17 protein-coding genes are annotated in these 26,086 nt (G+C 39.6%); 13 read left to right on the forward strand and 4 right to left on the reverse strand.

The window, feature by feature from the left end; all coding sequences use genetic code 11:
• Positions 1-104: 104 nt before the first annotated feature.
• From hflX to gshB, 3 genes are all read left to right on the forward strand, one after another.
• Positions 105-1,691 (forward strand): GTPase HflX, encoded by a 1,587-nt coding sequence (gene hflX / locus ACM5QX_RS07715; protein WP_414753076.1) that lies wholly within the window; start codon positions 105-107, stop codon positions 1,689-1,691.
• A gap of 186 nt (positions 1,692-1,877) precedes the next feature.
• A complete protein-coding gene (gene grxC, locus ACM5QX_RS07720) occupies positions 1,878-2,138 on the forward strand; it encodes a glutaredoxin 3 (RefSeq protein WP_011318637.1) in 261 nt (86 codons plus the stop codon).
• Positions 2,139-2,400: 262 nt separating this feature from the next.
• Positions 2,401-3,375 (forward strand): glutathione synthase, encoded by a 975-nt coding sequence (gshB, locus tag ACM5QX_RS07725; protein ID WP_011318638.1) that lies wholly within the window; start codon positions 2,401-2,403, stop codon positions 3,373-3,375.
• 276 nt (positions 3,376-3,651) lie between these two features.
• On the opposite strand, the gene ftsZ is transcribed toward gshB, so the two are convergent.
• The 3 genes from ftsZ to ACM5QX_RS07740 all read right to left on the reverse strand — a co-directional run bounded on the left by ftsZ (position 3,652) and on the right by ACM5QX_RS07740 (position 6,980).
• On the reverse strand, positions 3,652-4,938 hold the full coding sequence (ftsZ, locus tag ACM5QX_RS07730; protein ID WP_011318639.1) for a cell division protein FtsZ: 1,287 nt from the start codon (positions 4,936-4,938) through the stop codon (positions 3,652-3,654).
• A 75-nt stretch (positions 4,939-5,013) separates the two neighbouring features.
• Complete coding sequence (locus ACM5QX_RS07735; RefSeq protein WP_414753077.1) at positions 5,014-5,352, reverse strand: hypothetical protein; 339 nt, start codon at positions 5,350-5,352, stop codon at positions 5,014-5,016.
• A gap of 782 nt (positions 5,353-6,134) precedes the next feature.
• Positions 6,135-6,980 (reverse strand): cell division protein FtsQ/DivIB, encoded by an 846-nt coding sequence (locus ACM5QX_RS07740; RefSeq protein ID WP_414753078.1) that lies wholly within the window; start codon positions 6,978-6,980, stop codon positions 6,135-6,137.
• Positions 6,981-7,331: 351 nt separating this feature from the next.
• Here ACM5QX_RS07740 and ACM5QX_RS07745 point away from each other — a divergent pair, with 351 nt between their 5' ends.
• The gene (locus ACM5QX_RS07745; protein WP_414753079.1) at positions 7,332-8,663 is read left to right on the forward strand and encodes an ATP-binding protein; all 1,332 of its coding nucleotides are present in this window, start codon (positions 7,332-7,334) and stop codon (positions 8,661-8,663) included.
• Between the two features lie 269 nt (positions 8,664-8,932).
• The gene (locus ACM5QX_RS07750; RefSeq protein ID WP_414753080.1) at positions 8,933-13,918 is read left to right on the forward strand and encodes a hypothetical protein; all 4,986 of its coding nucleotides are present in this window, start codon (positions 8,933-8,935) and stop codon (positions 13,916-13,918) included.
• Positions 13,919-14,040: 122 nt separating this feature from the next.
• Here ACM5QX_RS07750 and ACM5QX_RS07755 read toward each other — a convergent pair whose 3' ends face one another.
• Positions 14,041-14,403, reverse strand: a complete 363-nt coding sequence (locus tag ACM5QX_RS07755; protein WP_414753082.1) for a hypothetical protein — start codon at positions 14,401-14,403, stop codon at positions 14,041-14,043.
• Positions 14,404-14,909: 506 nt separating this feature from the next.
• On the opposite strand from ACM5QX_RS07755, the gene ACM5QX_RS07760 reads away from it, so the two are divergent.
• From ACM5QX_RS07760 to ACM5QX_RS07795, 8 genes are all read left to right on the forward strand, one after another.
• The gene (locus ACM5QX_RS07760; RefSeq protein WP_011318645.1) at positions 14,910-15,731 is read left to right on the forward strand and encodes a photosystem II manganese-stabilizing polypeptide; all 822 of its coding nucleotides are present in this window, start codon (positions 14,910-14,912) and stop codon (positions 15,729-15,731) included.
• A gap of 907 nt (positions 15,732-16,638) precedes the next feature.
• The gene (locus tag ACM5QX_RS07765; RefSeq protein WP_011318646.1) at positions 16,639-17,415 is read left to right on the forward strand and encodes an RNA polymerase sigma factor SigF; all 777 of its coding nucleotides are present in this window, start codon (positions 16,639-16,641) and stop codon (positions 17,413-17,415) included.
• A 164-nt stretch (positions 17,416-17,579) separates the two neighbouring features.
• Positions 17,580-18,425, forward strand: a complete 846-nt coding sequence (locus ACM5QX_RS07770; protein WP_414753083.1) for a hypothetical protein — start codon at positions 17,580-17,582, stop codon at positions 18,423-18,425.
• Between the two features lie 2 nt (positions 18,426-18,427).
• Entirely contained in the window at positions 18,428-18,676 is a 249-nt protein-coding gene (locus ACM5QX_RS07775; protein WP_414753084.1) for a hypothetical protein, read from the forward strand.
• A gap of 454 nt (positions 18,677-19,130) precedes the next feature.
• Positions 19,131-20,276 (forward strand): vWA domain-containing protein, encoded by a 1,146-nt coding sequence (locus tag ACM5QX_RS07780; protein WP_414753085.1) that lies wholly within the window; start codon positions 19,131-19,133, stop codon positions 20,274-20,276.
• Positions 20,277-20,294: 18 nt separating this feature from the next.
• Positions 20,295-23,552 (forward strand): tubulin-like doman-containing protein, encoded by a 3,258-nt coding sequence (locus ACM5QX_RS07785; RefSeq protein ID WP_414753086.1) that lies wholly within the window; start codon positions 20,295-20,297, stop codon positions 23,550-23,552.
• A gap of 150 nt (positions 23,553-23,702) precedes the next feature.
• Positions 23,703-25,277, forward strand: a complete 1,575-nt coding sequence (locus tag ACM5QX_RS07790) for a hypothetical protein (RefSeq protein WP_414753087.1) — start codon at positions 23,703-23,705, stop codon at positions 25,275-25,277.
• A 44-nt stretch (positions 25,278-25,321) separates the two neighbouring features.
• Positions 25,322-25,969 carry a flagellar motor protein MotB gene (locus tag ACM5QX_RS07795; RefSeq protein WP_414753089.1) on the forward strand — a complete coding sequence of 216 codons (648 nt, stop codon included), beginning with the start codon at positions 25,322-25,324 and terminating at the stop codon, positions 25,967-25,969.
• Positions 25,970-26,086 lie beyond the last annotated feature (117 nt).

Genomic DNA, 26,086 nt, shown 5'->3' on the forward strand with positions numbered 1-26,086 from the left:
AACAACTACAGCGACTGTACCACCAGCGCATACCAGGCGATCGCATCACTACGCCTGAGTTTTCCCAGCGTCTGGCAGCAATTAGCACGGAAATTAACCTACCTGTGTGTGCCTATGTCAACCGTCGCGGACAAGTGATTCGTGTTGGTGTAGGCACACCGCGTCAAACGCAAATTCCGCCAATGGAATTGCCGCGTTATGGTGCAGAACGTCTGAGTGGTATTCGTTGCATTGCTACCCATCTCAAGACAGAACCACCAAATGAAGCGGCTCTGACGGCGATGGCAATGCAGCGTTTAGATGCCTTAGTAGTGATAAATATTACCGGGACTGGCTTTACACGACGCGGTGGTGGAGCCACAGGATACGTTAAAGAAGCATACTTAGCGCACCTAGTCCCTCAAGATGCCCGTGCTTTGATTCCTAGTGCAGCGATCGCACCATTAAATAATGGTCAATCTACCAGTTGGACTATATCACCACCATTGGACTTAGATGATCTCGGACACCAAGATTTCATCGACTTGGTGGAAGGGCTAGAAGCAGAGTTCCGTCGGGAGTTCATCGCCGAGGAAGTAGACGCTGATCACGACCGTGTATTGATCGTGGGTGTCATGACCGATAATATGTCACTCCAACAATTCCACGATACCTTGGCGGAATTGGCACGGTTAGTGGATACAGCAGGTGGAGATGTATTACAGACAGTACAACAAAAGCGATCGCGCATTCATCCTCAAACCGTCATTGGTGAAGGTAAAGTCCAAGAAGTTGCCCTCACAGCCCAAACTTTGGGATGTAACCTCGTCGTTTTTGACCGCGACCTCTCACCCTCCCAAATCCGCAACTTAGAAGCGCAAATCGGTATCCGCGTCGTTGACCGCACCGAAGTTATCTTAGATATCTTTGCTCAACGCGCCCAATCCCGCGCAGGTAAATTGCAAGTCGAACTAGCACAGCTAGAATATATGCTGCCCAGACTCACCGGCAGAGGTCAAGCAATGTCTCGACTAGGGGGTGGTATTGGGACTCGTGGCCCTGGTGAAACCAAACTAGAAACCGAACGCCGCGCCATTCAAAAACGTATTTCTCGACTGCAACAAGAAGTTGACCAATTGCAAGCCCACCGTTCACGGTTAAGACAACGGCGACAACATCGGGAAGTTCCTTCAGTAGCTTTAGTTGGTTATACCAACGCAGGTAAATCCACCTTATTAAATGCCCTGACCAATGCTGAAGTTTACACCGCCGACCAGTTATTCGCCACCCTTGACCCCACCACGCGTCGCCTAGTCATTCCCCATGCAGAAACTGGAGAACCCCAAGGAATTCTGATTACAGACACAGTAGGGTTTATCCACGAATTACCTGCATCATTAATGGATGCTTTCCGCGCCACCTTGGAAGAAGTAACAGAAGCCGATGCCTTACTACACCTAGTAGATTTATCTCATCCTGCGTGGTTGAGTCACATTCGCGCAGTCCGGGAAATATTGGCACAAATGCCAGTCACTCCCGGCCCAGCCTTGGTTGCTTTTAACAAAATCGACCAAGTCGATAGCACCACTCTAGCTTTAGCCCAAGAAGAGTTTCCTTTAGCAGTATTTATTTCTGCAAGTCAACGTTTGGGGTTAGAGACCTTGCGTCTGCGGCTAAGTCTCCTAATTCAATATGCTGTTGACTCTCAGTAAATATCTAGTTCTTTCCATGTGAAAAAGCAGGGGGAAATCTTCTCCCTGCTTCTTAATAAATCTCCTAATGTAAGTTAATCGGTATATTTCATACCAGCAAGCAAAAATACAGTTTATAACTACATTAAGCATCTACCATCAGTACCAAAGTTCTAAAATTAGTTATGAGATCATGTTGAGGACATTATGGCTGCCACAGTAGAAATTTACACTTGGAGAACTTGCCCTTTTTGCATTCGAGCGAAAAATTTGCTGAATAACAAGGGTGTTGAGTTTGTCGAATACAGCATTGATGGTGATGAGGAAGCGCGGGATAAAATGGCTCAGAGAGCTAATGGCAGACGCTCATTACCACAAATTTTTATCAACGATCGCCATGTGGGTGGTTGTGATGATATCCACGCTCTTGAACGTCAAGGTCAACTTGATGAGTTATTAGCAATCTAATAATAGCCTTTAGATTAGGACTTACGCAAACAGGTTGTCTGTTGAGACCGGGTGTAAGGGTATAGGGGTGTAAGGGTTTCAAACATTTATACCCCTATACCCCTATACCCTTCTCCAAACCTTTGATCTTTCGCTTTCATGCGTAAGTCCTATAGATGCTGAAGCAACAGGATTACGCTTTTTTCCTCAATAGTAATTGTCAATCTGTCAGGATATCGGGGGATAATTTATCTGAGAATTTCCTGGCGTTGAGGCAAAAGGCGTGAAACTGGCTTTTATTATAGATCCCATCCATCAGTTAGACCCATGCCATGATACCAGCGTGGCGCTGATGGAAGCAGCGCAAATTTTAGGACATGAAGTTTGGGTAACTCAGGCTAATTGGTTGAGTGTGGTAGACAGCAAAGCTTGGGCTATATTGCAGCAGGTAGAACTTGTACCAGTGCAGTTGGTAGATGGACGATGGGTTGCAGCAAATCCTTGGTATAAATTAAATGCTCGTTCCCTCAATTCTTTGGAAACGATGGATGCTGTATTTATGCGGACAGATCCACCCGTAAACGATGCCTATCTTTACGCTACCTATGTTCTGGATTACGTTGACCAGCAGAAAACTTTGGTCATTAACAATCCCAATGGTATCCGTAAGGCAAATGAAAAAATGTATGCCCTGCAATTTACCAAGGCAATTCCCGAAACTATCGTCAGTGCAGATAAAGATTTCATCCGGCAATTTGTCGAAGCAAAAGGCGCTACTATCCTAAAACCCTTGGGTAACAAAGCTGGGGAAGGGATTTTATTTCTACAAGCAGGCGATCGCAATTTTAACTCTATCGTCGAACTCAGCACCCAGCAAGGCAGATTACCAGTAATGGTACAAACTTATCTATCAGAGGCCAAAGAGGGAGATAAGCGGATCATTTTACTTAATGGTGAACCCATTGGCGCTCTCAACCGTTTGGCAAGTGGCAGTGATTTTCGTAATAACATGGCCACTGGTGGGACGGTCGCAAAAACCGAAATTACCCCACGAGAACAAGAAATTTGCGGCGATTTGGCTGCAAATTTACGCCAAGATGGGTTAGTCTTTGTGGGTATTGATGTGATTGGTGGCTATCTCACAGAAGTTAACGTCACTAGCCCAACTGGGATACGGGAAATTGACCGACTAGATGGTACTCGCCTGGCTAATCAAGTAATTCAATGGGTGGAAAAAAACCTACAAATTCAAAATTAAAGACAGGTAATTACAGGAAAACTACATGAAGAGGACGTGAACATTTCTCTTTTCAGTCTCCCTCCTGTATATCACAAGTACACACTTGGGCTTAAAAGTCAACAAACTACCGCCCAAGTGTATTCTGTTTTTGAATAGTAGCAATTTATTTGTAACAGCAACAAGATTTACCGGAGGTAAAAAATATACCTCTGAACTTGAAAATTAGCAGTTTTTATACAGCATTTAGCCTGACTAGAGACTACAAATTTTAAATAATCTCAAATCTAAAACCGCTTAATTCTTTGGTGGTCGCCGTCTCTGGAGAAAATCAGGGATATCCAATCCAGATTTCTCTTTTGGTTCGGGAGTAGGTGCAGGGGAATTATTTGGTGGTGTTTGTGTGGGTGTCCGTCTTGGGGGAGCAGATACAACTCTCGCATTAGCAGCGTTTTGCTGGGGAGCAGCTTGTATTTCTCCAGTAAATCCAGTAGCAATAACGGTAATTCGCACTTCTCCTTGCAACCTATCATCAATCACAGCACCAAAAATAATGTTGGCGTTGGGATCAACTACTTCATAAATTGTTTCTGCGGCAGCATTTACTTCATGTAAAGTGAGGTCACTACCACCAGTGATGTTAAAAACAACACCTCTAGCACCTTCGATAGAACATTCTAGCAGTGGTGAGGATATAGCAGCGATCGCAGCTTCTCTGGCTCTAGATTTTCCTGAACTCACACCAATACCCATCAATGCTGATCCCGCATCCGCCATGACAGCCCGCACGTCAGCAAAGTCTACATTTACCAAACCAGGAATAGTAATGATGTCAGAAATGCCTTGTACCCCTTGACGTAGTACGTCATCTGCATAACGAAACGCTTCTTGGACTGGTGTTTGTTCTGGAATCACTTCCAATAATTTATTGTTAGGAATAATAATTAAAGTATCAACTCTACTTTTTAGCCCCTCAATTCCTTGTTCTGCCTGACTAGTCCGGCGACGACCTTCAAAAACGAAAGGACGTGTCACCACCCCAACCGTAAGAGCGCCCATTTCCTTTGCTACTTCCGCAACAATTGGTGCAGCACCAGTACCAGTACCACCTCCCATGCCAGCAGTGATAAATACTAAATCAGCGCCTTCTAAGGCTGTAGCAATTTCATCCCGTGATTCTTCAGCCGCTTTTTGCCCAATTGCAGGATTACCACCTGCACCTAAACCCCGTGTGAGTTTCTGCCCAATTTGTAAACGACTAGGAGCGCCTGCCAGCGTCAAAGCTTGAGCATCAGTATTAATTGACCAAAACTCTACACCAGAGACATCAGATTCAATCATGCGGTTAACCGCATTACCGCCACCACCGCCAACACCAATTACTTTGATATTGGCAACGCGCCCAGGAACAATCTCGCCAATACGGTTATTTTCCACAGAAATCTTCTTACTGTCGTTATTTTGTCCAAAATTCAGCCCAGAGTGATTAAAAGGGTTGCTTGAGTTCACTGCCAGTGAGAAACCTGGCTGTCCCAACGATTGGGAATTTCTATAGGTAAGCTCTTGGTTATTATCAAGTGTCATTGGATTCGGGAAGGTAGATAAACGACTTTTTTAGGTGTTACACATCTAGGAGTCAACTATATAAGTTTGACAGCACTAAAAATTTTGGCCCTGTTCTTGATTGTTATCACTACTGCCAACCTTAACAAGATTGTAAGTGTGAAAGTCTGCTATGAGACCAAACACCAACATTTGGACTGGGCTTTGCCTTACCTTAGATGTTGGATGAGCATACCCAGGAGATAGTGTTTGGCTCACCATAGGTGAATGCACAGCTAATTCTAGAGAAGTATACATACATTTACTTAAAATTGATCTGTATAACTTCCACAACTTATTAATATTTTCTCTACATGGCAATTTTTGCATAGTATACCCTTGGGATGCAGGAGACACAGCTAATACTTCTGCTGATGATTTTGATGAGTTATTCATCTGGTTACTAACTGTGTTCGTCTTCTGAGAAAAAGCTTTAAATACTGAACGCATTTTGTATATTTTGTTATTTATTTTATTTTCACCACTGAGAATTTGAGGTATTTACTCTGGGATAATTAGTTCTAACGGCTAACTCTATGCAATTAAACATACACTTAATAAAAATACAATAAATTAAATAACTCATAGTTCTCAGCAGTTCACCTCATGCGAGAAATATATGCTATGGCAAGTCTTCACTGCCTTAATAATATAGTTGATAGGTTTCAAAATTGGGGATAATTACAACTCTAACCATACAATTAGACTTCCATAAGGCATCCCATTTAAATTTTGTTGGTGAAGCCGTTACCATCCCCTACATACACAAGTACCTATAGCTATGCCACACTGCGCCAACAGAAATCAAAGTAGGCTCCTATCTGTATTATTTATTTATGCACAAATCTAAAGATAACAAAGGAATAAAAATTCGACTGATCAATTAATTTGTTACTTTTTGTGACCAAACAGAAACTTAATAGCGATACTATCTAAGGCTATCAAGCTGTCCAGCCGTCAAGTCAATCAATTTGAATATCTACTACAGACTGAACAATCACCACTGGAAACTTACTACACTGTGACAGCAACTGTCCAGAAATTATCTTTGTTCCTAAGTTCTGAGCTTCTGCAAGGGAGCTTTTTACAATTACTATGCAAAGCATAGAGCAAACAATAATATTTTTTTACAGAATAAAATAAAATTAATTAATATATAAGGAATTTTTGACACATTGTTATGGAGTTTGATTTTTAGTTGTCTCTTTATTTTGGATCATATGTACTAAAGGCGATTCAGGATTTTTTAGATCAATATAGTCTATCTCCGAAGGATTTAGTTTTGTATTGATGTGGCGTAATTGTGCTAATAAATTAATCTGATCAGCTAACTGAGTGCTTGTCGCACCAAGATAAACTCTTCCTAATTCAGTTTTCAAAATTAAGTTATTTGGGTCTTGGTAATCAATTTCCGTAATTTTTATGGAACTTTGGCTGACATAGGGATATAGTTTACTCCAGTAGGGAGCGTATTGTTCTGGTGGTCCAATTACCTTAAGGGTCGGGAGTTTAAATTGAGGATTCACTAGTGTATATTTTTCTAGAGGAATCCAAACTCCATTGGCATCAACTAAACCTGTGTTTGTTTGTTTGTTACTAGTACTATTAGATTGTTCTCTGCTCCTCTGAGCCACTGCGACAGGTATTCTTTCTTCGATTTCGATAATTAAACCTGGTGGAAAAAGACGACGACTGACAGTTGCTTGAGCAATGGTTGGTTGTTTCTTCAAAGAGTCAGCGATCGCCGCAGGTTGAATTCGCCATAAAGACTGAGGATAAGATAAAACCAGCAAAGACTTGATCGCTTCTTGCGACAGTAATTGATTGTCAGATTTCATCAACACTTGCTCAGGGGTTTTCAGTACCCATATTGGTTGGAGTGCGACCCAAAGCAACCCACCTGCCAGACTACTAATGGCTATAGTTTGCCAAATAGCTTGAATAATTTTCATCTGACGCTGCCGACGTAATTTTTTACGACGTTGAGCTAATTCCTTTTGGCTAACCGACGCTATACCAGGCATCAATACCTCTTTTTTGGCTCCAGGTTAAATTCCTTCACTAGGCTTGTGTCTATTAGTTAATTTCAGCAGTGCTGCTGGAATTAACGAGCTAGTAACACTTTACAGCAAGCACATCAGAATCATGGCATAAGTTCCATATATCTTGCCAGAAAAAAGTTATCAAAAACAACAACATACCCTTGTGGTGACTGTTTCATCTTTAATATTTTGCTGTAAGTAGCCATGAAAAAAAAGTCACAGCGTTTGTAGTTAATTCAAACAAAATTCAGCAATAGTACTTATACATAATCACTCCTATTGAGAGAAAATTAGTATATAAAAAGACAAAAAGACAAGCATCTACTATTTGGAATGGGAAATACAATTAATTTGTCACGCTTCTACAAGGCATGTAACCCTAGCTACACCTTAAACATGGGTGTGATGCTTGATCGCCAGTACTACATTGATTTTGCTAACGTACGTGGTTGCAAAATTGTGGAAGAACTGCAACGTACTATTAGCCGTATTTCTCCTGATGAACCCACCTGCCAACTATTTACAGGTCATATTGGTTGTGGAAAATCAACAGAATTACAACGCCTCAAGACAGAGTTAGAAACAGCAGGATTTCACGTAGTTTATTTCGAGTCTAGTCAAGACCTAGACATGGCAGATATTGACGTTAGTGATATTTTGTTGAGTGTAGCTCGTCAAGTCTGTGTGAGTTTGGAAGCCATTGGTATCAAACTTAAGCCTGGTTACTTTAATAACTTGTTTAAAGAAATAGGAGATTTTTTACAAGCTCCTATAGAGCTTTCTGGTGAGGCGGAGTTTTCTTTAGGAATTGCCAAAATTACCGCCAAAACTAAAGATAGCACCCAATTACGTAATCAACTCAGACAGTATTTGGAACCCCGCACTAATAACATTTTGCAAGCAATTAATGAGGAAATCTTAGAAAAAGCCGTAGAACAGCTAAAGCGGCGGGGTCAAAAAGGGTTAGTAGTAATCGTCGATAATTTAGATCGAGTAGATATGCGTCCTGTTGCCTCTGGACGGACACAACCAGAATATCTTTTTATTGACAGAGGCGAACAGTTACGTAGGCTCAAATGTCATGTAGTCTATACAATCCCCCTAGCATTAATTTTTTCCAGTGAGTATGAAACTCTCAAAAATCGCTTAGGTGGCGGTATTGCACCAAAGGTATTGCCAATGGTACTAGTTCGACAACGAGATGGTAGTGATTACGAACCAGGGATGTCACTCCTGCGTCAGCTAGTACTGGCAAGAGCCTTTCCAGAAGTTGCTAGTCAAGAAAGACAACAACTCATTACAGAGTTATTTGAGCAAATAGAAACCTTAGATCGTTTATGCCGTGTTAGTGGTGGTCACATTCGTAACTTATTAGGCCTACTATATAGTTGCCTCCAGCGACAAGATCCACCTTTTTCTAGAGATTGCTTGGAAGCGGTTATTAAAGATTACCGCGATGATTTGCTGTTGGCGATTGATGAATGTCAATGGGAATTATTGTTTGATGTCATGCAACAACAAAGTGTTAAGGGTGAATCTGATTATCAAAGTTTACTCAGAAGTATGTATTTGTTTGAATATCGTGATCCTGTGGGGCGTTGGTTTGGGATTAGTCCAGCTCTAGCAGAGACAGAAAAGGTTTTAGCTTGGCGAGAATCGAAGTAAAACCAATAAAGTCCCAAATAATCCTGAATTCCCATTTAAATGAATCGGGAATTATGCGAATTTTTGAAAATTGAATGCCAAAGACTTAAAAAAGTATTACAGCATTTCCTTCTCTGCTGAGGTACTGAGTACACCACTAATAAAATTGGGCAATCTCTGCGCCACTCCGCTTTTAAAAACATTAGTTCTGTAACTCACTTCAACAGGAATCGCTATATATGCTTTTTTAAGTTTTTGTATGTAGTTTTTATCTTCTATTATTAATAATCATGACTAACTGTGAACTTAAAACGGCGATCGCCAATAATAATGAGCATTCCTTACAAAGGTTAATTCGAGCAATTAATTTATCTAAGGGAGAATTTTCTCTCATTTTAGTTCGTTGTAACTACCAACAGTTACGAGAAGAAATGCGGGATAATCTTCGAGATTTAAGTAAAGATATCAATATTAGAGAAATATATGTTCAATCATCGATTAGTGCTTTACACACTACAATCACATCGCAATTATTTTTAGATAATCCCAGTGTTGCTAGCGATTGTTTACCATCAGCCTTAATGGTTTTTGGTTTAGAATCAGTAATTGCTCTTGAAGATTTATTAACTGGAATAAATCAGTCACGGGATATTTACGCAGCTAGTTTTCCTTTCCCTTTAATCTTGTGGTTACAAGATGAAGTGGCATCTTCACTTTCTCGGTTAGCTCCTGACTTTAAAAGCTGGGCTGCAACCACTATTAAATTCGAGATGCCCCAGGAAGATTTAATTGCTTTAATTACAAAACAGACAGAATCTCTATTTTCTAAAGTTTTAGAAGTAGGCGCAGAAAAGTTTATCTCTAATGATGCCCTTGATTTAGCGCCGAAATCCCAACATCGTCACGAGATTGAATCAGCCCGTAATGATTTACTGCGTTCTTATAATATCAAATTAGAACCAGGATTAGAGGCTAGTCTGGAGTTTGTTTTAGGCAGAGATAAGTATGCTAATGATCAAATTAATAGTGCTTTAGCCCATTATCAAAGAAGCCTATCTCTATGGCAGCAAGAAGAAAAAAAGGAAAGCATAGAAAAGAAATATTTAGAACTGAACTACCAACAAAGACTTTGGCAAGCAATTATCTTATTCCACTTAGGTTTATGTTATCACCGGATGGCAGATTTACATCAGAGTGCTAATAGTGGCTATTGGCGACACGCATTATTGTGGTTTCAGCAATGCTTAGATGTGTTGGAAGAGAAGAAAAGACAAGATTTAGTAGCTAAATTTATTTTACCTGCGTGTGAGATGCTTTACCGCTTACAGCTTTGGGAAGATTTAAAGAAATTAGCTCAAAAGTCTTTATATCTACATAAGAGTTATGGCAATCAAGCCCAAACAGCACAAGATTATGGCTTTTTAGCAGCCGTAGCAGGTGCAAATAACGATTGGATACTAGCTCATGAATTAGCTAATACTGCATTAGATATTCTGGAGAAAGTAACAGGATCTCGACAGCATGAGAGTTGGTATCTTTTGTTGTTAGCCCGTTCACAAAGGCATTTGGGAGAATGTGAAGAAGCTATCAATAACTTAGAATGGGCAAGGGTTGTTTGTGAGCTACAATATGAGCCTTCTTTGTACTTGGAAATTTTAGAGGAATTGCGATCGCTCTATTTTATTGAGCGACATGAATATTTAGAAGCCTTTAAACTTAAGCAAGAAAAAATCCAAATTGAACATCAGTATGGTTTACGTGCTTTTATTGGTGCAAGTCAATTACAGGCGCAACGTTACAAAATTAATGCAGTCTTAGAACCCCAAAGTATCCCCTTCATTCCAGAGGAAGTTGCCCAAGAAATATCTGCTTCTGGAAGACAACAAGATGTCAATCGTTTAATTGAAAGAATTACTCGTGCTGACTATAAACTCACAGTAGTTCATGGTCCATCAGGAGTTGGTAAAAGTTCACTGCTCAAAGCTGGTTTATTACCAGCTGTAAAGAATAAAGTGATTGGTGAGCGGATACCTCTACCTATTGTGTTATCTGCTTATACTGATTGGACAACCAGTTTGGGGCGAGGTTTTTATAATGTGCTAGCACCATTAGATATCTCAAGTTCCCTGGAATTTACTCCCGCTATTCTGCTAGAAAAGTTCCGCTCTGCAACTGCACGTAATCATACAATTATTATTATTTTTGATCAATTTGAAGAGTTCTTTTTCGTAAGTAGCTTTCAGCAAAAATTAGAATTCTATCAGTTTTTTAGCGAATGTTTGAATATTGCGTATTTAAAAATTATTATTTCTATCAGAGAAGATTATCTCCATTACTTGTTAGATTTTGAACGCTGGGATAAAACACAGCCAGATAGTTTCCATGATTTAGATGTCATTAACAAAAATATTTTAGATAAAGATATCCGCTACTTTTTGGGGAAATTTTCCCGTCAAGATGCCGTTGCTATTATTCGTTACTTGACCCAAACCTCTCAATACGAAGTCAAGGATGATTTAATTAATGAACTAGTGCAGGATTTAGCAGGAGAAACCGAAGAAGTCCACCCAATTGAATTACAAATAGTAGGCGCACAGCTACAAGCAGAAAATATCACGAATCTCGAAAAATACAAACTTTGTGGAGGTACGAAAAAACTTATAGAACGCTGGCTAGAGGAAGTTATTCGAGATTGTGGTCAAGAACATGAAGATTTTAGCTGGAAACTATTATATGAATTAACTGACGAAAAAGGCACACGTCCCCTCAAAACTAAATCTGATTTAATGCTGGCTTTAGAAAAATATCTGGATAATCAGTCAGATTTTGATTCACGCTGGGAGTTGATTTTAGAGATTTTGGTTGGTTCAGGTTTAATATTGTGTTGGCGAGAAGAGTTAGGCGAGCGCTACCAGCTCGTCCATGATTATTTAGTTGAACCAATTCGCCAAAGAAATGATTATGGCATCATTGCCGAATTAGAAAAAATCAAATCGGAAAAAACTCAAGCAGAGGTAGCCCGAAAATTATCTCAAGAGCAGCTAAATTCAGTTTTGCGGCGTAGATTGCGAGAAGCACGAGCAGCCGGGGTACTGCTGGCAGTTATGGGCGGCACGATCGCTTCTTTGTGGTGGCAAGCCGATATGCAGAAAAGAACCGCAGAGCTACAAACCATCCGTGCTGAAACCAGCGAGACCAATTTGCAAATTAGTGCGATCGCCGCATCTAGTGAAGCTCTATTTTCCTCCAACCAAGAATTTGATGCTTTATTAGAAAGTTTGAGAGCCTGGCAAAAACTTAAACAAGCCAAGGAGGTGCGACCAGAAACCCGAATGCGTGTGGTTACAGCCTTACAACAGGCAGTTTATGGAGTTACGGAGTTAAACCGCTTGGAGGGGCATAGCGATATTGTTTGGGGTGTGGCTTTTAGCCCTGATGGTCAATTATTAGCTTCCGGTAGCACTGACAGAACAATCAAAATTTGGCGACCTGACGGGACACTACTCCAAACCCTTGAAGGTCATACTAGCGCGGTTACCAGTGTCAGTTTTAGTCCTGATGGTCAGACTATAGCTTCAACGAGTCTCGACCAAACAGTACGAATTTGGCGGAAAAACCCAACAACTGGTGAATTCGCCCCAGAGCCAGCCCAAAGCCTCAGAAAACACAAAGATTGGGTTTATAGCGCCAATTTTAGCCCCGATGGAGAATTGTTAGCTACTGCCAGCAGGGATAGAACTATTAAAATTTGGGATCGGGATGGTAACTTAATCAAAACTCTTAAGGGTCATCAAGGCTCTGTCAACTGGGTCAGTTTCAGTCCAGACAGTCAATTTATTGCTTCAGCTAGTGAGGATAAGACCGTCAAAATTTGGCGCAGAGACGGTAGCTTGGTGAAAACTTTATCTGCACATCAGGAAGGTGTAACTGTCGTCACTTTTAGCCCTGATGGTAAGCTACTAGCTTCAGCCGACCGAGACAATATTATTCAACTGTGGCAATGGGATAGTAGTAATCAAAATAACCCAGAAGTTGATATCTATAAAACCTTAAAGCAACATACCAGCACGGTATGGAGTCTCAGTTTCAGTTCTGACAGTAAACAGTTAGCCTCAGCCAGTGATGACAACACTATCAACCTCTGGAGTCATACAGGCAACTTAATTAAGACTTTTAAGGGACACAGTGACGCTGTTGTCAGTGTAGCTTTCAGTCCAGATACTAAAATGCTGGCTTCTGGAAGTTATGACAAGAGCGTGAAATTGTGGAGTTTAGAAGCGCCTAGACTACCGATTCTGCGGGGACATGAGGATCGAGTTTTGAGTGTTGCGTGGAGTCCTGATGGTCAGGTATTGGCTTCTAGTAGTCGCGATCGCACGGTAAAACTATGGCGAAGACAGTTGAATCAGGGCAGACTTGATGCTCATCTTTACAAAACTCTAGTGGGTCACACCCAGATGGTTCATAGCGTCAGTATTGACCCCAAAGGTGAAATTTTAGCTTCTGCTAGTGAAGACAAAACCGTTAAACTTTGGCGACTGGATGGAACTCTCCTGAAAACTCTCTCTGGTCATAGTGATAGCGTAGTCAGTGTTAGTTTCAGCCCTGATGGTCATTTATTAGCATCAGCTAGTAGAGATCACACAATTAAACTGTGGAATCGTGATGGAAGTTTGCTCAAAACTTTAGTGGGGCATGAAGCGCGAGTCAATGGCGTCAGTTTTAGCCCTGATGGAGAGGTTTTAGCTTCTGCTAGTGACGATAAAACAATCAAGCTTTGGCGGCCAGATGGGAGTTTAATCAAAACCTTTGACCCTCACGATAGCTGGGTATTAGGTGTTAGTTTTAGCCCGACTGAAAAATTATTGGCTTCTGCTGGTTGGGACAACACAGTCAGGCTATGGCGACAAGATGGGACTTTGTTACAAACCTTATTAAGAGGATTTAGCGATAGCGTTAATGCTGTGAGTTTTAGTCCCACTGGTGAAATACTTGCTGCTGCTAATTGGGATAGTACAGTCAAATTGTGGAGCCGTGAGGGCAAATTGATTAAAACCCTCAACGGACACGAAGCTCCTGTGTTGAGCGTCAGTTTTAGCCCCGATGGACAGACGTTGGCTTCAGCTAGCGATGACAACACAATTATTTTATGGAACTTACATCTTGATGACCTACTGAATCGTGGTTGTGGTTGGGTCAATAATTATCTCAAGCACAACAACAATGTGGATGAGCGCGATCGCTTACTTTGTGATGATGTTAGAGACCGCATCTAAGAAATAATATGTAATTAAATCAACTATCCATGCCAAAATCTACGAAACGCTTAGTTTGTGGTGATTTTGAATTTTGTAGCGCTTGCATTAGCTGTAGGGTATCTGAATCCCAGCTTGCGGTATCAGATCCAAGAGCGATCGTCACTTAACAAATCATCACTACTTGCCTGTTGCTTGTTTTCTTCCGTTTCTACTTCTAGTAAGTTGCTTAAAAAAGCTTGTAATCTCATACGTTCAATATAAGGCCAACCCCCTTCAGATTCAATGTCTTTCAACATAGCGTAGAGATGCTGGCGATTATTGGGTAAACTCTCTTGGAATGTTCCATCACGAATCTCTCTGTGTAATTGTTCTAACTGGCGCAACAATTTTAGAAGAGATGTAGTATTTCCTTGACAACTTTTAGCCGCATCTTGAACTACATCCGTAATATTTTGTAACTTATCTGAAAATTGACTTGATTCCGTAATGCTGTTGTTGCTCATGCAACCCTCTCTGTTTAAATTAAGTCTACCCAAATTTACCGAATATAGTCGTCTTTCATCTCCTAAGACAAACTTACAAATATATTCGTGTAATCTTTCCTCAGTAACTCATCCCCATCACCCTTTATCCCCAGAAGGACATACCTTCCCAATCTCCATAACTTTGATACTAAAGTGGCGCAGTAACGGTTCACGCAGACTCATAAGAAGCCTTATGGGATCAACGCCAGTAACTCAAGACTAGAAGTGCTTTGATTTTGAGTTAAAAAAAATCGTATGATCTGGCTGATTTCCCTAATAAAGCAAGCGGCTGTATTTAGTGGTAACACATACATAATACAGAACGACTTGGGCAACCCTGCCAATCCCTGTGGTGTTGGCACAGCGCGAAGCCAAATCCAACTTTCGCGTTATTTGAGGTAAGTAGTGATGCCAATTTGCCGCAAAATGTACTTATCACTATGCCCAAACCATTTATATATCGATTTTTGACATTGAGGTTGATCATGAGGTATCGCGCTTTAATTGTTGCATTCTTGGCTGTGTGCTTGGGGCTACTCACTGCTTGTAGTGACGCTCCAGCTTCTAGTACCAGAGATATACTGACTTACGAACAAATTCGAGGCACTGGCCTGGCTAACAAATGTCCCCAACTTACAGAAACAAGCCGTGGCTCAATTCCCTTGGATTCCAGCAAGTCCTATGTCATCAAAGAACTTTGCTTGGAACCAACCAATTTCTTCGTTAAAGAAGAACCTGCTAATAAACGCCAAGCAGCAGAATTTGTAGCTGGCAAATTGTTAACCAGATACACTTCCACTATTGACCAGGTGTCAGGTGATCTTAAGTTCAACGATGATAGCAGCTTGACCTTTGTGGAAAAAGATGGTCTTGACTTCCAAGCCATTACGGTGCAATTACCTGGCGGTGAGCGAGTACCCTTCCTGTTCACCATTAAAAATTTAGTTGCTCAAACACAACCTGGTTTAAGCAGTCTAAATACTTCCACAGACTTTGAAGGTACATTCAAAGTACCTTCTTATCGTGGTGCTGCATTCTTAGACCCTAAAGGTCGGGGTGTTGTTAGTGGCTATGATAATGCCGTAGCTCTTCCAGCCCAAGCCGATGATGAAGACCTTACCCGTACTAACGTTAAGCGTGCGGAAATTCTCAACGGCAAAATTTCTCTACAAATAGCTAAAGTTGATAGCTCTAGTGGTGAAATTGCTGGTACTTTTGAGAGCGAACAGCCCTCGGATACTGATTTAGGCGCTGATGAACCCAAGGAAGTGAAGATTCGGGGTATATTTTACGCTCGTGTTGAATAAACCCAAACGTGCCTAAATTTTCTTGATTACCAAAGCTGTCTGCCACTGAAAACATTCTTAGCCTATGATCAAATTCCCTATTGAAAGTTAACCCATACCCCCTCATCTGCTGAGGTGCATGGTCTAACTACTCGCTTAACTAACGCAATTTTCGGATTGATAGAATCCCGTGAGGGCAGGGAGTGGGGAAAAATGTAGTTCAATCAGTGGTAAAAAGCTGTTAATACCTTCAGAGGAAATGATACAAAGGGGCTTCTAGCCCTTTTTTTATTAGGTTGGTCAACATTGCTAAACTCCAAACTTCTATTCACGCAAGAAGTCTAATGTTATGTCAATTCAGTTCTATCATTTGGCAAGTTTGTACGATAGCGAGTTTTTTATAAAAAAATAATAAACTCTCTTAATTTTATTTCAGTATTAATTACTTTTTTAAGTGTTGCACTGATTAAACTCAAATGTTCTACAAAAATCCTTATAAGTAGCTCAATTGACGATTTTTCAATTCCTTATTCTAAAGCTTACATAAAGTTTTAACCAAGTAATAGTAAATACACTGAGAATTTCAGTCTTCGTGTTACTCAAAATATATTAAAATTTCAGCCTGAATACTTATTAAGAAAGTTAAGTAAAATTTCGGTTTCAATTTTAACTCAAAATTCTATATTTTGTCTGTATGTAGCTCTGATAAAGCTCCAGAAAATACAAAGAGAAATAAAGACACGATGCAATTCTCGTTAATTTAAATTCTGTTTGATTTTCGGTCTCTTGACATTTTGATAACACCAACTGTGAATTAATCAAAATTTTCACAGAGCAAATAATTTAATATTTGCGTTGATAGCGCTTAATCGCAGCCTTATTTAAAAGCGATTACTCAAATAATTATTTACTTAATAAATGCGGTGCTATGCCTACAACAGCTACCAACGAATTGAAATACGAAATTTGGCAGTTGTTACGAGAATATCAGCAATCTCGGTCAGAAACTGTTCGTAATCAACTAGTAAAACTGAATCTTGGATTAGTGAGGAAAGAAGCCCACTACTGGATGAATCAATGTCGTGAAAACTATGACGATTTAGTTCAGGTTGGTTGTTTAGGTTTAATCAGAGCGATTGAAAGATTTGAAATTGCCAAAGGCCACGCTTTTAGCTCCTTTGCCATTCCTTATATTCGTGGTGAAATTCAGCACTACCTCCGTGATAAAGGTGTAACAGTAAGAATTCCTCGTCGCTACTTGGCTATACAACAGCGAGCGATTGGGGTTTCGCGTTCTTTGCGGGAACAATACAACCGCCAACCAACTGACTCAGAATTAGCAACAGCACTGGACATTTCCCCAGATGAGTGGCAGGAAATCAAATTAGCATGGGTGAATCGCGCTCCTTTGAGTTTAGATGTACCAGTTCAAGATGGTGAAGAAGGAGCAACTAGCCTGGGAGAATTGGTTCCTGATCATCATTACCGCAGTTTTCAGTTGGCGCAAGAAGACCAGATTCGTTTACAACAAGCATTGTTTCAGTTAGAACAACGCACTCGTGAAGTTTTAGAGTGTGTGTTTTTACAAGACTTGACGCAGAAACAGGTGGCAGAACACTTAGGAATTAGTGTCGTCACAGTTTCCAGGAGAGTGAAAAAAGGTTTGGACTTGTTAAAGCATCTTATGTGTGTGGCAGATGATTAAATTTCCATTAAGTCATCAGCATTTATTCGGAATTATTAGTGTCAAAAACAACTCTTTAAATCTAAAAAATTAGGTTATAAAGGAAACGACAACAATGCCTGAAATACAATCAGGTATTTTGTCTTTTATCAATAACAGTTTCCTGAAGCGTTTGAGAACGGCTAATGGGCAGAAAATCTAAAATTTTACTTGCAAGTATTGTAACCGTGGCGATCGCCGGATGTGCCTCGGAAGAAACACCACCAATTGCTAATCCTAGTCCCCCGCCAACTGCTGCGCCTGTAGCGAAAGCGCCAGTTAAGGCTGAATCCTTTAATAATCCGGTGGTGTCTCCTAATGCCTCTGTAAAGGTTGCCTCTGGTACTCCTAATTTAATTCAATTGACCAATGGTACTGAACGGGCAAATTTAGTTTCTAAAGGACGGATTGACCCCTTTGCTCAAATTATCGGACAGCCAATTGCCGAAATGCCAGCAAATACACCTGCTAAAACAGTCCCCTCTTTACCGCCTCTACCCCCTGGTACTACTCCAAAAAGGGTAAATGTGAAAAACAATGCAAATTCAACTACAAATAAGAAAACGCTGATAGCAAAATCACGCCCTAGTTTAATGCCGGTTTTGCCTAAAGTTTTACCTCAAGTCGTCCCCAATCCGACTTTAGTTTCAGTATTACCACCACCGGCACAACCTGATTTAGCTAAAGCAGTTGTGGTTACTGGTGTAGTGATAGTGGGTAGAGAACCCCAAGCCATTATTAAAATACCTAACGAAATTGCCAGTCGTTACGTGCAAGCAGGACAAAGACTAGCAAATGGTCTGTTGGTGAAACGAATTGAAATGAATGCAGGTTCCAATCCGATCGTAATTCTGGAACAATATGGTATTGAAGTTGCCAGAATGGTGGGTGAAGCGCCTGTTGGAACTACGCCAGGAAGCACAAGCCCTACTGGTAGTCCGGTTTCAGTTGTAACACCTACTCCTAATCTTCCTGCTGTTGGAGCCTCATAAAGATGGAGACTAAAGAGAAAGTCGAATTTGTTGGTTTACCGTTGGCTGTCTATCAAGAGATAGCAGCTCATCTACGTCAAGTCGAGGGGGTGGAAGTCAGTTTGATTCCGCAATCATCCCAACAGTTTGATTATTATCAAAGTCAAATTGATGGTTTGTTTATTGCTTGGAAAGCAAACGCCACTGCTGAGAGTCGGCAACGCGTACAGCAAATTTTGACACACTATAGAAATCGTTATAGTCTATGTTGACTTGGCTTGATGAGTCATGTGACAGTACTGGATTTTTTCATCTTAGATGTTTGACTGAGGTTTTGTCAGCCTTTGATTATCTTTGTGGAAGATGATCTGTATATTCTGTTTCCCCCAGTGGTTCTCCGTTTGAGTTGCTGTTGGGGGCTTTAGTTATGCGCTTCAATCAGTCTGTTTAATTTTCTGGAATTTACATTTCTTTAAAAGTAGCCTCGCATGGCACAGTTATAATAAACACATAACTGTGCATAGATTTTGCTCAAGTTACCATGTATGAAAATTGCCGTACCCCAGTAACCTGGAAATTATTGTTTCTATAGAAGTTAATGTCAGTAGACTTAACTAGCCTATAATTTTTACGCTTTAATACACTTATATAAATTAAACTAATAAAAACTGTATTTTTCAAGTATCTATGCGGCTCTGATATGTTATCTGATAGGCTGCCCTGCTTGTGACAATTACACCAATTCCCCCTGGACAACCGCTTAGTTCTACACAAAAAATCGGTTTAAATCTGGTGTCCGTTTTTGGTAACGGACGAGATGTCGTCTTGGCAATTGATATGACGGAAAGCGTGGGTTTGAATGATGAAGGTCGTATTCGCCTACGGCAAATAGTCGAAGATAGCCTCAAGCCTGGAGATTCTGTATACGTTGTTCCTTTTGCTAGGGATGTAGTCTTAGGTGAAGGGACATCCGGTGTCAATCAGTTGGGAACACCCATAAATTTTAGTAGTAAAAGTAAAGCGGATATAGACAAAGTATTAAATAAAATACCTTTTGTCTCCGATCCCAATCGCTATGGTACAGATATTCAAAGAGCAGAATTAATTATTTATCAAGGTATTGCTCAAGTTAATCAGAATCGTCTGCAAAAGCAGCAACCAGTTAAACCACAGTCAGTAGTTTGGATTAGTGATGCACCTTTATTTACCCAACCAGGCATTACTTCACAAGTATGGGTGGAGACTCCTGCTGACAGTCCTTTTCGGATCGCAAAATCGCCAGAAAGTCAACAGCGACAAGCTTGGATAAAAGCTTTACCATTACAGGCGCGATCGCGGTCAATCATTACTCAGGACAATAAAGAGTATAAACTCACTGTTGTCGATATTCCTCCCACTGTACAGGAATTTTGTACACCAGCACCAGGGGGAGAGGAAACTTGTCTAGTTAATCCTTATTTAACTAGACAATTATGGCTACCTGGTTTAATTGCACTGTTAATATTCTTTAGTTTATTGGTAACGGCTAGGAAGTTTTATCGATTACAGAAAAAATGGGAATTAATAGTAGATTTTGAAGCTACAGCCAAACCAGAAGACCAAAAATGCCGACTACCTAATAATAAACGTATTGCTATTGGTGAATATGACTCGACTTGTGTAGATTCTATTGATTGTCCAGGCGTGGAAGTTCGAGCATATTTAGAGCGTAAAGGTGAAAAGCTTTATTTGGTACCAACTAACTCAGCACCAATTTATTATCAAGGTCGAGAAATTACATCACGGACTTTAATATCTAGTTCCCGGTTTCGTTTAAATTGCCCAGATGTCCGCCAAGGTGAATACGAAATAAATATTAAACTTAATAAATAGGATTAGGGGTTGCATTAAATGAATCAAGTAAGTGCAAATGAACTGCAATATCGTGGGATTAACCGCACAATTTGTATTGGCTTAGGTGGTACTGGACGAGATGTTTTGATGCGAATTAGACGGTTAATTGTTGACCGTTATGGAGATTTAAGCAATCTGCCAATTGTAAGTTTTGTTCATCTCGACACTGATAAAGCTGCAACACAAGTTACTGGCATTCGTACAGGAAGTACTTATCATGGTGTTGATCTCAGTTTTCGAGAAGCCGAAAAAGTTAGCGCTACTATGTCCGCCAAGGAAGTAACGATGTTTGTGGAAGGACTAGAAAGGCGTTCAGAATATACTCGTTACGGCCCCTACGACCATATCGCTAGATGGTTTCCTCCCCAACTATTGCGAAATATTAAAGCCGTGGAAGAAGGTGCAAAAGGAATTAGACCTGTAGGGAGACTAGCTTTTTTTCATAATTATCAAAAAATAAAAACAGCGATTGAAACCGCAGAAAGACTTACTAGGGGACATGATGCTTTATTGCTGAGAAAGGGGTTAAGAGTTGAACCAGGATTGAATATTTTTGTGATTGGTTCTCTGTGTGGTGGTACAGGGAGCGGTATGTTTTTGGATGTTGCTTATAGTCTTAGACATCTTTATGGTGAACAAGGCGCTCAGATTGTCAGCTATTTAGTGATTAGTCCAGAATTATATGGTAATACCCCTAATATGAGTGCTAATACTTATGCTGCCTTGAAAGAGTTAAATTACTACAGTACTCCAGGGACAAAATTTGCAGCCTGTTATGATATTGAAAATCTAGAATTTCTGCAAGAAAAGCGTCCGCCTTTTGACTACACTTATTTAGTTTCTCATCAGACAGGAGGCGAATATCAAATTCTTGATCAAGGTAAGTTATGTAATGTGATCGCTCACAAGATAGCTCTAGATTTTTCCGGTGAGTTAGCACCTGTAATTAAAGGGCATAGAGATAATTTTCTCCAACATATAATTCAGTGGGATAAACATCCACGTCCTAATAGTCAGAGGTATTTAACATTTGGGCTAGCGGCGATTTATTTTCCCCGTGATACTATCGTGGAAATTGCCTTAACAAGGGTTAGTTTAGCGTTAGTAAAGTTTTGGTTAAATGGCAAAGGTCAAAGTCCAGATCCTCAGAAACTACTGGATCAATTTTTGATTCAATCTCGTTGGCATCATGACTTGGCCAAAAAAGACGGCTTAACTACGAAAATAGCAGAATCAGTAGAGGATACAAATAAAAACTTTAGTAGCAATATTAGTACCTGGAGAAGTAAATTAGAGCGATCAATTTCTGAATGTCAGAATAAAGATGATCGTAACGGTATTCGTCAACAGTTACCAAGGGAGTTTCGAGAGCAATTTCGGAAAGTGCAGCCGGGAGAAACAGAAAATATCCGAGGTATTTGGCTGACAAAATTGCTCCAGTCCTCTCCAAATATCACCAAGGAACTAAAGACTAATATTGACGATTATTTAATTCAGTTACTCACGCCAAGTGAGCCTATTTTCTCTATTAAAAGCAGTCGTGATTGGCTAGATGCTTTACAACATGAACTACATAACTATCAATTCAATCTGCAAGAAGCAATTACCGATTTTGGCGGGATGAAACGCGTGGAGGATATTGATAAAAAATGGCGAGATGCCGAGCAAATGATTGAAGATATTGAGCATAAAATTGGTATTCCCATAATTAATACTAAGAATAGCCAAGTGCAAGCTGAAGTTAAAAGGGTAGTGCAAGAAATCTGCAAACTCATTAAACATAACTTTGATTTTACCGTTTTTCAAGAAGCTTTAAAAATAGTCAATGAATTACAAAAACACGTTCAGGAGAGGGGAAACCAAGTTAGTGCTTTTAGTAGAGTCATTGAAAATATACAAACTTTCTATGAGAAGCAAGATAGTGATTTAAGACAGTTAAACTTTGATGAAATGAGTGGGGAAGCTATATTTGATAGTGAAGATATTGATCGCTGTTATCAAACTATGTTGCCAGAAGATGATCTTCGCAGACAACTAGTATTAGCTAGTTCGGAAATTACGGAACCTGCGGGAAGGGGACAGTCTTTGGCAAGTTTTATAGATAGAGAACGAACTACGCCAGAACAGCTACAAACAGAAATTGACCTAAAGGTTGACAGTTTATTTGCTTCTCGCGTTACTAATATTGTCAACTCTGTGATTAAGCGTTTCATGCAAAAATATCCTTTAGCAGCGCGTTCGACTCGGTTAGCGCAAGTGATGCAAGAAGCTGAACCTCTGCTGAGACTGAATTTAAGTGACCCTTATTTCCGTGAAGACCCGGCGAAAAGTAGTAAATTAATTGGATTTAAGGATAAGGATGAATTGGAGGTACGACAGTTTAAAACTGTATTAGCACAAGATTTAGGTATCGAATCCAGTGTGATAAAAGCGACGCAATCTGAAGATGAGATTTTAATTGTCAATGAATATGCTGGTTTTCCTCTCAGGCTAATTAGTAGTCTGGAGAGGATGAGAAACCCCTATCTACGTGAACAAAATTCTGCCACATCTTTTTTACATAACGATTACCAAGTAGCTTTTCCAGATATTATCCCCCCAGATGCGATCGCAATGGAAAAACTGGAAGATGTCTTCTATCCTTGTTTGGCCTTTAGGTTACTCAAGGAAAACCAAGAAGATCACCAATTAGAGTTTCAATATTATGATTCCTTGCGTGATAGTTACAATACTGCTACTTTGAGTCCAGAGTGGAGTCAAGCCTTAGAAGAATTAGCTAACCGCAACGATATGACTGAGGCTTTACTACAGATTTTAGAACGAGAAATTTCTGTAATTTCTGGACAACCAGAACTTTGGGAAAATCAGTATTTACCAAAACTAAGGCAATTTGTGCAGGCAGTAGATGATTTATCAGAAGATAGTCCCAATTATCCTTACAAACTCGCAGTAGTAGGAACTTCCGCCAGCACAGATCCTACAGTTAAAGAAGGAATTATTCATCGCTTTCGGAGAAAAATGAATGAGCGATTTAGCATATCTCAAAATCGTACTTTTGCACCAAATAATAATACATCAATGCAAACAGCTATTGCTGGTGAAATAGTCGTGGATATGCCTGTTAATACTACTGATAATAGAGTCAGGCGGCGCTTAGAATTAGAGCGATTGAAACAAGATTTAGATGAAGATTTTATTACGAAAGATGAATATGAGCGTGAAAAACAAAGGATTTTTGCTCAATATCCCCTTTAGAGTCTTCAGTATATTCTTATAGCAATTTCTATCTGAGCAACAATAGCCAAAAAATCATCTCAGATAGAGGAGGATATACACAGATAGATTTTCTCATCAGTGCAGTAGAAAAATCTGTAAATATGTCTTGACAAACTTACAATTACTTTCATGCCACCCATACCACCTTACTTAACTTTTATCACCGTTATTTTAGTTGTTATACCATCAATAGTTACTATTTTTTTACGGTTCAAACTTTATCAATATCTAGTATCTTTAGAAGAGAAAGTCAGAAGGTTAATTAATAGACAGTCACGAGGACAACAGCCAAGAATATTAGAAGAATTAGAATCCAGGTTTCAGCAGGCTAGTAATAACTTAGATCAGGTTAATACTGTAGCATTGATAGACCAAGTTTATAGTCGAGAAAAGATTAATGGATTTACCTGTGAACAAATTGACTATTGGTGTCGAATTCTTCCTAATTTACTTTTAGCCTTTGGGTTGCTTGGTACCTTCTTTGGAATTACAAGTAATTTAGCAGAAATTAGTCAAACGATAAATCAAAATAATGCTAATAATGTCAATGACTTAGTTTCTGCATTAAACAAGCCATTAGAAGGTATGAGTATTGCTTTCGTGACTAGTTTAACAGGACTTTTGTTTAGTAGTATATTAACAGTATTTAACTGGCTAAAAAATACTGGTTTTGCTAAATATAGACTTATTAGTAGTCTTGAAGACTATCTAGATAATATTTATCAACCAGAAATCCAAGGTGATACTCGTCTCGATAAAATAGTCAATCGAATGGTAGCCCAGCAAGATGAGTTTTTAACACGATTTGGTTCTACAGTTCGGGATGCAGTGGAACAATCCCTTGGTAATGTAGCTAAACAAATTGCTCAAGGAAATAAAGAAGCTTCTGATTTAGCCAAGCAAGTATATGAAAGCTTTTATCAAGCAGCTGGTACTATATCTACTGCCGCCAGTGAATTTGATCATTCAATTCAAGAATTGAACGCAAAATCGCAAATTTTTAAACAATCTGCGGAAATTTTTGAAAGAAGCCAGTTTCCTCAGCAGTTGTCAGCAGCTACAGCAGATTTGAGTAGCACACAGTTAAACTTTTCGCAGTCGGCTACAAGTTTGGCAGATACGGTTAAATCTTTTGCAACAGTACTGAGTGAAGTTCAAGGTTGTAACCAGGAATTAATCAAAATAGGACTAGATATTCAAAAAGTTAATCAAACATCTTTACAAGTATTTGATTTACATCAATCTAATCAAGATGCGTTGCAAGAGATAATACCACAATTGAAGCAAGGAGCTACTAGCTTCTCTAGAGCGATTAATAAACTGGGGAAATTAGAGGAAAGAATTGTAGATAAAGCAGATAGTTTTAACACTGTGGAAGTTACTTTACGGGAATTATTATTATCTGTAAATCAATATACAGAAAAAGCAAATTCTGGTTTATCGAATGTCTCTAAAAAGCTAGAGGACAATAATCTATCAGCTAAGAACTTAGTTAGTAATGTTGAAGAATTGATCAAGCAAATAACTTTTGATTTGAATACATTAATTAATGAAATACATTCGTTACAGAACAGTAATAATGCTTTATTTATGAAACATGAAAAAGTAGGCGATCGCCTGATAGAAGCAATGAACAAATTGAATGATATCAATAATAATACCTTTATTTATAAAGATGTAAATTTAAGTAATGACAATTCTTGAAATGTGATTCACAAAATTAGGTCTTTCCGGTAAACAAAACTCTTATGGCTCGTACTTCAAGGCATAAAGAATATAATGAGGAACTGAACGTTTGGCAAGCTTTTACCGATTTAATGTCTAATGCCTTTCTCATGGCAATTCTGTTTTTATTGTTAAATATTGTCACATCGTCTTTATCACAACAAAAACAGAATACTGATGCACCACCAATCATTTTGATTAAAGATGAAGGTGCTTATCGATTTGCCTCAGGTAGTGCAGAAATTCCCCCTAAAATGTTAGTCTACATTTTGAGGCGAATAGTACCAGAAATAGAGGCTAGAACCAAGCAATATAATATTAATGTTGTTGAAATAATTGGTCATACTGATGGACAACCTAATGGTAATGTGGTGAGTAACTTAGACCAAAATTTAGAAAAAGTAGTTAACGGCGAATTACCTATAGTTAATCTTCGTGCTGGTTCTAACGCCGACTTGGGATTGATGCGGGCTTTGGCGGTAGTTAAAGTGCTACGTGATGTCCAAAGAAAGCAGGGCAAATTGTCAAAGCTATCGTTTCGAGGTTATTCTGCGGCACAAATGATCTTACCAAGTGGTGAAGCTGCGGCGATCGCTCGTCAAGATGATCAAACACGGCGACGCATTGAAATTCGCTTCACTCGACTGGGTAAGGTGCGAGAAGTCAAGTAAATATCAGCTTTATAACTTGACAGTTAAGAATTGCGCTCTTAAATAAAATTATTATTCAGCCGGAGTTCTTTACAGTTTTTGAATCGAAACATTATATTACATTCATGAAATTACAGA

Origin of the sequence: Anabaena sp. CCY 9910, from assembly GCF_963920875.1 — a bacterium.
In the GTDB taxonomy this organism is placed as follows: Bacteria; Cyanobacteriota; Cyanobacteriia; order Cyanobacteriales; family Nostocaceae; genus Trichormus; species Trichormus variabilis.

Bases quoted from the DNA above. Each gene is read 5' to 3' on its own strand.
- grxC (WP_011318637.1), top strand. From the start codon at position 1,878: ATGGCTGCCACAGTAGAAATTTACACTTGGAGAACTTGCCCTTTTTGC.
- ftsZ (WP_011318639.1), bottom strand. From the start codon at position 4,938: ATGACACTTGATAATAACCAAGAGCTTACCTATAGAAATTCCCAATCG.
- ACM5QX_RS07735 (WP_414753077.1), bottom strand. From the start codon at position 5,352: ATGAATAACTCATCAAAATCATCAGCAGAAGTATTAGCTGTGTCTCCT.
- ACM5QX_RS07740 (WP_414753078.1), bottom strand. From the start codon at position 6,980: ATGCCTGGTATAGCGTCGGTTAGCCAAAAGGAATTAGCTCAACGTCGT.
- ACM5QX_RS07745 (WP_414753079.1), top strand. From the start codon at position 7,332: ATGGGAAATACAATTAATTTGTCACGCTTCTACAAGGCATGTAACCCT.
- ACM5QX_RS07750 (WP_414753080.1), top strand. From the start codon at position 8,933: ATGACTAACTGTGAACTTAAAACGGCGATCGCCAATAATAATGAGCAT.
- ACM5QX_RS07755 (WP_414753082.1), bottom strand. From the start codon at position 14,403: ATGAGCAACAACAGCATTACGGAATCAAGTCAATTTTCAGATAAGTTA.
- ACM5QX_RS07760 (WP_011318645.1), top strand. From the start codon at position 14,910: ATGAGGTATCGCGCTTTAATTGTTGCATTCTTGGCTGTGTGCTTGGGG.
- ACM5QX_RS07765 (WP_011318646.1), top strand. From the start codon at position 16,639: ATGCCTACAACAGCTACCAACGAATTGAAATACGAAATTTGGCAGTTG.
- ACM5QX_RS07770 (WP_414753083.1), top strand. From the start codon at position 17,580: ATGGGCAGAAAATCTAAAATTTTACTTGCAAGTATTGTAACCGTGGCG.
- ACM5QX_RS07775 (WP_414753084.1), top strand. From the start codon at position 18,428: ATGGAGACTAAAGAGAAAGTCGAATTTGTTGGTTTACCGTTGGCTGTC.
- ACM5QX_RS07785 (WP_414753086.1), top strand. From the start codon at position 20,295: ATGAATCAAGTAAGTGCAAATGAACTGCAATATCGTGGGATTAACCGC.
- ACM5QX_RS07790 (WP_414753087.1), top strand. From the start codon at position 23,703: ATGCCACCCATACCACCTTACTTAACTTTTATCACCGTTATTTTAGTT.
- ACM5QX_RS07795 (WP_414753089.1), top strand. From the start codon at position 25,322: ATGGCTCGTACTTCAAGGCATAAAGAATATAATGAGGAACTGAACGTT.